Origin of the sequence: Streptomyces sp. NPDC059008 (assembly GCF_042749045.1) — a bacterium.
Classification (GTDB): domain Bacteria; phylum Actinomycetota; class Actinomycetes; order Streptomycetales; family Streptomycetaceae; genus Streptomyces.
Genome location: NZ_JBHYJC010000011.1, coordinates 215,761 through 223,836, shown reverse-complemented (window position 1 = coordinate 223,836; position 8,076 = coordinate 215,761). Strand labels below are relative to the sequence as shown.

Below are 8,076 nucleotides of genomic sequence, written 5' to 3'. Positions count from 1 at the left end.
GCACGGACCCGATCGCGTCCGGACGGGACGGCATGGCAGGCCGTCCCGTCCGGACGCACCGCTCCACCCGTCCGGAACGAACCCCTCCACCCGCCCGGACGCCCGTTCTCGAGCAGCGCCTCGACGGTGTGACCCGGTGCCCACTGGCGCAGCCGGTGCAGAGGCCCCAGTCGCGGGCCGAACCCGGCCTCAGATCGCCTTCGCCGTCGGCGGCTTCCCCCTGCTGTGCCTGCGCGATGCGCCGGACGAACATCCGGGTGACGGAGTCGAGGATCTCGGCATCGGCCCCGGGCGGGGTATGCCTGTCCTCCCCGGGGCGGGTGCGTCGCCGGACGACGACCGCGTCGCCGGAACGACGACTCCTCGACCGACCGACGCATGACGCCGCGTCACCCATGTTTGAGCGACTGCTCAAACGCCTGCTACCTTCGCGTTGAGCAGTCGCTCAAAAGACCGTGCGCCAGGAGTGGGCCGATTCGTGAGGACGGGGCGTTCATGAGGCTCTACGTGGAAACGCATATCCGCGCCGACATCGAGACGATCTGGGAGCGGACCCAGGTCCCCGCCCATCACGAACGCTGGGACCTGCGCTTCACGGAGATCGACTACCTGCCACGTGCGCCCGGCGAGCCCCAGCGCTTCCGGTACGCGACCCGGGTGCTGCCCTTCCTGACCGTCGCCGGCACCGGCATCTCCGCGGGGGAGCGCCACCGGAGCAGCGGTGAGCGTGTCTCGGCCCTCCGATTCGCCTCACCCCAGCGCCTCTCGCTCCTCGCCGAGGGCAGCGGCTACTGGAGGTACGTGCCCACCGCCGACGGCGTGCGGTTCCTCACCGGCTACGACTACCGGCCGCGTTGGGGCCGCTTCGGTGCCGTCGCCGACCGGACCGTGTTCCGGCCGCTGATGGGCTGGGCGACCGCCTGGTCCTTCGACCGGCTGCGGCTGTGGTGCGAGCGCGGCATCAGTCCGGGCCGGTCACTCGGCTATGCGATCGCCGACCTGACGGCCCGCGTCCTGGCCGTGGCGACGGCCGTCGTCTGCACGGCGATGGTGTGGGCGGTCCACCCCTCCTACGTGCCGGCGATGAGCGCCGCCGCGTACCTCACGCTCGCGCTCGCCGCCGTCGCGCTCCTCGCGCCGCCCTCGCCCCGGACCCCGGCGGCCCGCCGCTGCCGACGCACCCCACCCGCGCCCACCGCCGCGCCCGCCCTCCTCACCACCTTGGAGCACGCATGACCTCGATCTTCCAACGCGTCATGGGCGAGCGGGCCTTCAACCGGCTCCACCCCCAACTGCGGCGGCGCTTCGCCGTCGGGCTCGAAAGCGGCGAGGCCTGCACCGGCCGTGGCGTGATGGACCGGATCTGGCACGGCCCCGCCTTCGTCAGGCCGTTTCTCGCACTGGGCGCCAGCCGCAACATCCTCGTCCCGCGCACCGGCACCCAGGTCCCCTTCACCATCGAGAACGTCCCCTACGCCGACTCCTACGGCCGCGAGACCGTCACCTTCGTCAGAACGTTCGCACTGCCCGGTGGGCCACGCCGCTTCGACGCCACCATGGTCCACAGCCCCGAGCGCGACTGCGTCCTGGACTACCTCGGCACCCACCAGCACCTCGCCACCGACCTGCACCCCACGGCCGAACCGGACGGCTCGCTCCTCATCCGCTCCGGTGAACACCGCTTCCGCGAAGGGCCGTTCGACCTCCGCGTCCCGGCACTGATCGGCGGCGAAGCGGAGGTGCGGGAGTCCTTCGACGACTCCACCGGCCGCTTCCGCATCCGGGTCCGGGTGACCAACCGCTACTTCGGCCCGCTGTTCGGCTACGAGGGGTCGTTCACCGCCGAATACACCGACGTGGACGCGTGCGGAGTGCGCGCCGGTCTGCGTCCCGTACGCGAGGAGGCGCGAGCATGAGCCCGGACACCACGGCAGGCACCCCGACCTCCAAGGCAGCGGACGCCAAGACCTCGGACACGGCCTCGAACGCCAAGACCGCGGACACCAAGGAGAAGCTGCTGGAAGGCGCGCTCCGTACGCTCGCCGAACAGGGCATCGCCAAGACCTCCGCCCGCTCCATCGCGGCGGCGGCCGGCGTCAACCAGGCCTTGGTCTTCTATCACTTCGGCTCGGTCGACGAACTGCTCGCCGCCGCCTGCCGCCACGGCGCCGAACAGCGCGTCGCGCGCTACCGCGCCCGGCTGGCGGAGATCGGCAGCCTCGCGGAACTCCTCACGTTCGGCCGCGACATGCACATCGAGGAACGGGCGGCCGGCCAGGTCGCCTTCCTGGGACAGCTGCTGGCGGCCGCCCAGACCCAGCCGCGTCTCGCGCCCGCCACCGCCGCCGGCCTGCAGCTGTGGATCGACGAGATCGAGAAGGTCCTGGCCAGGGTCCTGGACGGCTCGCCGATCGCCGAGTTCACCGACATCCCCGGACTCGCCCGCGCCGTGGCGGGCTCGTTCGTCGGTCTCGAACTCTATGAAGGTGTCGACGCACACGGTGCGACGCTGGCCCTCGATGCGCTCGAACAGCTCGCCGTATTGGCCGCCGCCCTCGACGAGCTCGGCCCGCTCGCCCAGCGTGTGGTACGCCACCGCCTGCGCTCGACCACCCGGCCCTGAACGGTGCCGGCCGGACCCGTGCCCCGCCCCGGCTCCGGCCGCGCCGCGCCGTGGCGTCGACCGCGTACGCCCACGTCGCTCCGCCCGCACCGGAACCGGGACTGATCGCTTAGCCCATGTGGCTTCACGTTACTTAGCTCATGTGGCCCCAAGCGCTGTGGGTGACGGCCTTGCTGCCGGTCCGCCGTGCTTCCATCTCGGCATGGAGGTGCTCACGTGATGGCTGGAGACCGACAGCAGGACGACTACCCGCACGCGGGTGCGCCGCGGCGCCGCGTGCTGGCCGCGGCCGCCCTGGTTCCGATGCTGGCCGGGGCGACGGCCCCCGCTCGGGCCATGGCTGGTGGGACGGCCGGGGGAAAGAGCGGCAGGTTGGTCAAACCGGTTCCCACTGCCGTATCGGGCTGGGAGGGCGTGGCCAACGCGCTGGGCCGACCGGGCGATATGAAGCGCAACCTGATGTACCACACGGCCTTCCCGCGCCGGGACCTCCTCGTACGCTCCCACGGCGTCATCGTCAAACCAGCGCTGGCCCTCGGCTCGCACGTGTCCTTCGTCCGATACGCCGACAAGAGCACGATGGTGATGGGCGACCTGGTGGTCACCGAGTCCGAACTACAGCCCTTCATCGACGCCTTGTCCGAGCACGGGCTCGGGCTGACCGCGATCCACAAGCACCTGCTCTCCCAGAGCCCCGACATCTGGTGGGTGCACGTCCACGCGCATGGTCACCACCCGGTGTCCATGGCCCGCGGCGTGCGGGCGGCGCTGGACCGCACCAGCACACCGCCCCCGCTGATGTCCGCCCCACCACAGCCCCTCGACCTGGACACCGCCACCATCGATGCCACGCTGGGCGTGCGGGGCTCCATCGACGACGGCATCTACAAGTCCGTCTTCGTCCGCCGGGAGACCGTCACCGACGGCCGCCGGGTACTGCCCCCGGGGCTGGGATCGACCACCGCGTTCAACTTCCAGCCGCTGGGCGGCGGCCACGCCGCGATCAGCGGGGACTGCGCCATGATCGCCAAGGAGGTCCAAGACGTCCTGGCGGCCCTGCGGCGGGCTGGCGCCGAGCTCGTCGAGCTGCACAACCACGGCTTGACGGACGAACCCCGCCTGTTCTTCGTCCACTTCTGGCTCGTCGGCAACGGCGTCAGGATCGCCCGGGCCCTGCGCCCCGCGGTGGCGGCGACCAACGTGGCGCCGGCCGGCTGATCAGGCGCGGGCAACTGCAGCCTGCGTAGGGACGGGGCGCCCCGGCCGCCTGGGCCGTCGGTCGTCGGCGGCTGGTCCCCTGCGCCCTTCGCCTCATGTCATGAGCGGCCCTCGGCCGAAGCCGTCGCCCCCGTGCCCGTCCGTCCTCGGCCGAGTACGTTGGTCGACCAGCGGACGTTCGCCGACGGGGGGATGCCATGAGCAACGAGGACCGGTCCGGCAGTGTGCACAACCGGGCCGAGGGCGGGCACCACCACACGATCATCCAGGCGGGGGAGATCGCCCGCCTGGAGGTCCACGGAGCAGCAGCTGCCCGCGATGAGCGCAGCGACATCGAGGACCCGATCATCGCCACGGTTGATCTGCCGAGCCTGGGCGGCCTGGTGGTGGACGCCGATCCGCCGACGGCCGTCATGAAGAGCGGCGAGAGCCACGTGATTACCCTGGAGGCACGGCCCGTCCGCGCGGTGGTGTTGCGCGCGATGCGACCCGTGGTGCTGTCCCGTCGGCTTCCCCGGCCGCTCCGCCAGGGATACCACGCCCTCCAAATGCGGCCTCGTGGCTTCACCGTCGACCTCGACGCCGACCCGCCACGGCTGAGCAGCACGGAGGACGGCGTCGACTTCCCCTTCACGATCAGCGCCACGGACGTCGAGCAGTTCTGCCTGCTGCCCTCCGCCCGCCGAGAGGAGGTCTGCTGGCAACTCGAACTCGACTGGACCTGTGCCGGACACCGGGGCACCACGGTCATCAACGACAACGGGAAACCCTTCGAACTCTATCCGCAGGAGAACTGGCACAAGATGTCGCTGCAGGACGAGTTCGAGCAGACGCACGCCAAGGCGGCGGCGCTCCACACGACCCCGGGCCGCTTCCAGTCGGCGCTCCACGGCCTGTACATGCAGGCCACCATCGGGGACGTACAAGGCGAGTGCCCGGAGGAACCCGACGCCAAGAAGCTGTGGCAGAGCTGGTACGAGCTCAAGGGCAGCTCCAAGGCGAGCGCCCAGCACGACTACATCCTCTGGGCCGGCGTCGCACTGAAGAACTGAGCCGCGTGGGCTGCGACCTGGGCTGTCACCTGGGCTGTCACCTGAGCTGTCATCTGGATTGTCAGAGGCATCCACTAGCTTGCGGACCATGGGAAACTCAGGCGGATCATTGACGACGCGGTCGACCGGCGCACTGCATCAGCTCATGCGGGCAGCCGGGTTCACGGACATGGACGACGCGCAGGCGTTGGCCGACGGCTGGCAGGTGACCGACTTCGCCGATGCCGGACCGCGGAGCATGGCGACCCTCGTGCAGAGAACGGGGACACCGGCCATCGCGGTGTCCTTCCTCGACAGCGACGTGGGGTTCATCGAGGCCGCCCTGCCGGACGGCAGCGGCTGGGAGGGGCTGCTCAATCGCGATATGGCGGAGGACTACGAGATACCCCTGGAGCAGTTCCCGATCGAACCCGCCGTGGCCGGCGCGCTCGCCTGGGCGGCGGCTGCCGGGCTGACGCCCGATGAGGAAGCCGTTCGACAGGCGCTCACCGGGTCGGCCCAGTTCGCGGAAGAGCTCTCCGCAGCCCTCTTGGTCGCTCTGGGCCTGCCCGGCGCCGCCTAGCCTGCTTCAAGCCCGGACTGGACTTGGGGCTCGGTTCACCCCTCGCAGTTCACTGTGCCCGTGCCCGCTCGGCCGCGCTGCGTTCCACACAGAACTCGTTGCCCTCGGGATCGGCCATGGTCACCCAACCCGTCCCGTCCGCGTTGCGGTGATCGCCGACCACGGTCGCGCCCAGGGCGAGGATCCGCTCCACTTCCTCGTCGCGCGAACGGTCCTGCGGCTGCAGATCGACATGCAGCCGGTTCTTCACGGTCTTGGCTTCCGGGACCGTGATGAACAGGAGGTTCGAGCCGGGTGCCGTGACCACCGCCTCGGGGTCGCCGGGGAAGTCGTCCTCAGCGAGAGAGCCGCCCAGGACCGCGGCCCAGAACTGCCCCAAGCGGTAGGCGTCGGAGCAGTCGATGGTGAGGTGTCGCACAACAGAGGCCATGCGGCGCACTATCGGCCAGGTAGGCGAAGTCTGTCCAGCGCAATTTCCGCAGCCCCCGGTCCTCAGGCAGTTGGGCGGATGTGCAGGGCGAGCCCGCTCGTACCCGGCGTCTCCACATCCGGCAGCAGCCGCATCTCATGGTCGTAGTCGCCGCCGACGAGTGAGCGGAACGGGACCGGATCGTCGGTGAAGAGCCCGTCGAGCCGTTGGCCGTACTCCCGCTTCGCCGCCTCGAACCGTTCCTCCGGCAGGTCGACGGTGCCGTACACGGCGAACGGATCGAGCGGCGTCATGCCCGTGAACCAGAACAGGCCGTGCTGCACCGGGTGGAGGACGTCCGACAGCCGCCCGTGGATGCCCCGGTCGGAGAACGCCGACTCACGGGCGCCGATCGTCACCGACACCAGCGCCCGCCGTCCCCCCAGGGCGCCTTCGCTGTAGGGCGGGGGAACCGCCGGGCCGTGCGCGAACCCATTGGTGAACACCCGGTCGATCCAGCCCTTGAGGAGCGCGGGCACGGAGAACCACCACATCGGGAACTGCAGGATCACCGCGTCCGACCAGCGCACCTTCTCCTGCTCGGCCGCGATGTCGGGCGACAGCCGACCGGCCAGCGTGGCCTTTTCATGGGCGGCCAGCACGTCCAGCCGGTGGTCCGCGCCGTGGTCGGGGAAGTCGTCGGCGTCGATCGCCGCCTTCCACTTCATCGCGTAGAGGTCGGACAGCCGCACTTCGTGGCCCGCTGCCCGCAGGTGCTCGACCGCGAAGGCGGTCAGCGCGGCGTTGAGCGAACGGGGTTCCGGGTGGGCGCTGACGACGAGGACCTTCTTGCGCTGCTGCGGTATTGCTTCGGTCATGCCGCTACGTTCCCCCGGGCGGCGCCGGGTAGCCAGCACCCTGGTCAACCGGCGGAACGGTGATCCTGGTACTGCGAGGGCCACGCATACTTGGGCGTATGGACGGCCCGCACCACATCGAGCGCACAGACGGCATGGACAGCCGCGGCGAAGACGGCACCCGGATTGGCGGGGGAGCCGACCGCATCGACCGCATCGACCGCGTCGATGGGATCGGTGGGATCGGTGATACCCGCAAGGCACTCGGCGGTTTTCTGCGCGCCCGCCGTGGACGCGTCGCGCCGGAGCAGGTCGGTCTCGTCGGCGGCCGTCGCCGGCGGGTGCACGGGCTGCGGCGCGAGGAGCTGGCCCAGCTCGCCGGCATCAGCGTGGACTACTACGTCCGCCTCGAACAGGGCCGCGCCACCCAGCCGTCCCCCGAGGTGCTCGACGCGCTCGCCGGGGCACTCGGCCTCGACACCGCCGAGCGCAGGCACCTCGCCACCCTGGCCGGCGCACGGCGCGACTCCGCGCCCAGGGCCCGGGTCAGTCCCCTGCTGCAGCGGCTCCTGGACGGCATGGACCGCTTCCCGGCCTTCGTGACGAACCACTGTCTCGACGTGGTGGCCTGGAACGGCCTGGGCGCCGAACTGATGGGCGGCCTGGCCGCCCCGGCCCGCCGCGACCGGAACAACGCCCGGTACCTCTTCCTCGACCCCGCGGCCCGGACCGTCCACCCCGAGTGGGAGGACCGGGCGAGAGAGGCGGTGGGGCAGCTGCAGGTATCCGCGGGACGTTACCCCGGCGACGCGGAACTGACCGCGCTCATCACCGAACTGTCCGCACACAGCGCCGAGTTCCGGCGGATCTGGGCCACCGGCGAGGTCGTGATGTGCGCGGCGGGACGCAAGCGGCTGCGGCATCCGGAGGCCGGACTGCTCACCCTGGACTACGAGACGCTGCATGTGCCGGCCGTGCCGGGCGAGATGGGCCTGGTCGTGCACGTGTTCAGTGCCGAGGAGGACAGCCGGGAGGCGGCTTCCCTCGCCCGACTGGCGATGACCGCGCCCAACGGGGCCGGCTGACCCGACGCAGCAGCCTGACCCGACGGGGCGGCTGACCCGACGGGGCTGGCTGACCCGACGGTCGCGTACGACTGTCAGGGGGTCCCTCGGTCGGCCCGGCGCCCGCCGCCCGCCCGGCGGTCGGCCTGGGGCCAGGCGGTTGGTCCGGAGCCAGGCGGTCGGTCGGCCCGGCGGCAGGTCTGCGCTCCCATGCGCTGACTATGAGGCGATTTGTCCCCACATTTCCGCATCATTTTTCTCGACTTGACCAATTCGGTGGCGCCCCCTGCC

General features: G+C 71.0%; 9 protein-coding genes. 7 read left to right on the top strand and 2 right to left on the bottom strand.

Going from position 1 to position 8,076, the window contains the following annotated elements; all coding sequences use genetic code 11:
• Positions 1-495 precede the first annotated feature (495 nt).
• From ACFWZH_RS16875 to ACFWZH_RS16850, 6 genes are all read left to right on the top strand, one after another.
• Positions 496-1,236: a hypothetical protein gene (locus ACFWZH_RS16875; protein ID WP_384430762.1), complete on the top strand. Its 741-nt coding sequence runs from the start codon at positions 496-498 to the stop codon at positions 1,234-1,236.
• A complete protein-coding gene (locus tag ACFWZH_RS16870) occupies positions 1,233-1,916 on the top strand; it encodes a DUF4166 domain-containing protein (RefSeq protein WP_384430759.1) in 684 nt (227 codons plus the stop codon). Before ACFWZH_RS16875 ends, ACFWZH_RS16870 begins: the two co-directional genes overlap by 4 nt.
• Entirely contained in the window at positions 1,913-2,623 is a 711-nt protein-coding gene (locus ACFWZH_RS16865) for a TetR/AcrR family transcriptional regulator (protein WP_384430756.1), read from the top strand. Before ACFWZH_RS16870 ends, ACFWZH_RS16865 begins: the two co-directional genes overlap by 4 nt.
• Positions 2,624-2,842: 219 nt before the next feature.
• Positions 2,843-3,841, top strand: coding sequence for a DUF1259 domain-containing protein (locus ACFWZH_RS16860; RefSeq protein WP_384430753.1), 999 nt, complete (start codon positions 2,843-2,845; stop codon positions 3,839-3,841).
• Positions 3,842-4,038: 197 nt separating this feature from the next.
• Positions 4,039-4,893 (top strand): acyl-CoA-binding protein, encoded by an 855-nt coding sequence (locus tag ACFWZH_RS16855; protein WP_384430750.1) that lies wholly within the window; start codon positions 4,039-4,041, stop codon positions 4,891-4,893.
• Positions 4,894-5,038: 145 nt separating this feature from the next.
• The gene (locus ACFWZH_RS16850; protein ID WP_384430747.1) at positions 5,039-5,455 is read left to right on the top strand and encodes a hypothetical protein; all 417 of its coding nucleotides are present in this window, start codon (positions 5,039-5,041) and stop codon (positions 5,453-5,455) included.
• Positions 5,456-5,504: 49 nt separating this feature from the next.
• Here the strand turns inward: ACFWZH_RS16850 and ACFWZH_RS16845 are convergent, their stop codons facing one another.
• On the bottom strand, positions 5,505-5,885 hold the full coding sequence (locus tag ACFWZH_RS16845; protein WP_384430744.1) for a VOC family protein: 381 nt from the start codon (positions 5,883-5,885) through the stop codon (positions 5,505-5,507).
• Between the two features lie 62 nt (positions 5,886-5,947).
• Positions 5,948-6,742, bottom strand: a complete 795-nt coding sequence (locus ACFWZH_RS16840) for an NAD(P)H-dependent oxidoreductase (RefSeq protein ID WP_384430741.1) — start codon at positions 6,740-6,742, stop codon at positions 5,948-5,950.
• Positions 6,743-6,840: 98 nt separating this feature from the next.
• Between ACFWZH_RS16840 and ACFWZH_RS16835 the strand changes: the two genes are divergently transcribed.
• The gene (locus ACFWZH_RS16835; RefSeq protein WP_384430738.1) at positions 6,841-7,806 is read left to right on the top strand and encodes a helix-turn-helix transcriptional regulator; all 966 of its coding nucleotides are present in this window, start codon (positions 6,841-6,843) and stop codon (positions 7,804-7,806) included.
• Positions 7,807-8,076: the final 270 nt, after the last annotated feature.

Coding starts and splice junctions, on each gene's coding strand:
- ACFWZH_RS16840 (WP_384430741.1), bottom strand. CDS start 6,742: ATGACCGAAGCAATACCGCAGCAGCGCAAGAAGGTCCTCGTCGTCAGC.
- ACFWZH_RS16860 (WP_384430753.1), top strand. CDS start 2,843: ATGGCTGGAGACCGACAGCAGGACGACTACCCGCACGCGGGTGCGCCG.
- ACFWZH_RS16875 (WP_384430762.1), top strand. CDS start 496: ATGAGGCTCTACGTGGAAACGCATATCCGCGCCGACATCGAGACGATC.
- ACFWZH_RS16845 (WP_384430744.1), bottom strand. CDS start 5,885: ATGGCCTCTGTTGTGCGACACCTCACCATCGACTGCTCCGACGCCTAC.
- ACFWZH_RS16835 (WP_384430738.1), top strand. CDS start 6,841: ATGGACGGCCCGCACCACATCGAGCGCACAGACGGCATGGACAGCCGC.
- ACFWZH_RS16865 (WP_384430756.1), top strand. CDS start 1,913: ATGAGCCCGGACACCACGGCAGGCACCCCGACCTCCAAGGCAGCGGAC.
- ACFWZH_RS16870 (WP_384430759.1), top strand. CDS start 1,233: ATGACCTCGATCTTCCAACGCGTCATGGGCGAGCGGGCCTTCAACCGG.
- ACFWZH_RS16855 (WP_384430750.1), top strand. CDS start 4,039: ATGAGCAACGAGGACCGGTCCGGCAGTGTGCACAACCGGGCCGAGGGC.
- ACFWZH_RS16850 (WP_384430747.1), top strand. CDS start 5,039: ATGCGGGCAGCCGGGTTCACGGACATGGACGACGCGCAGGCGTTGGCC.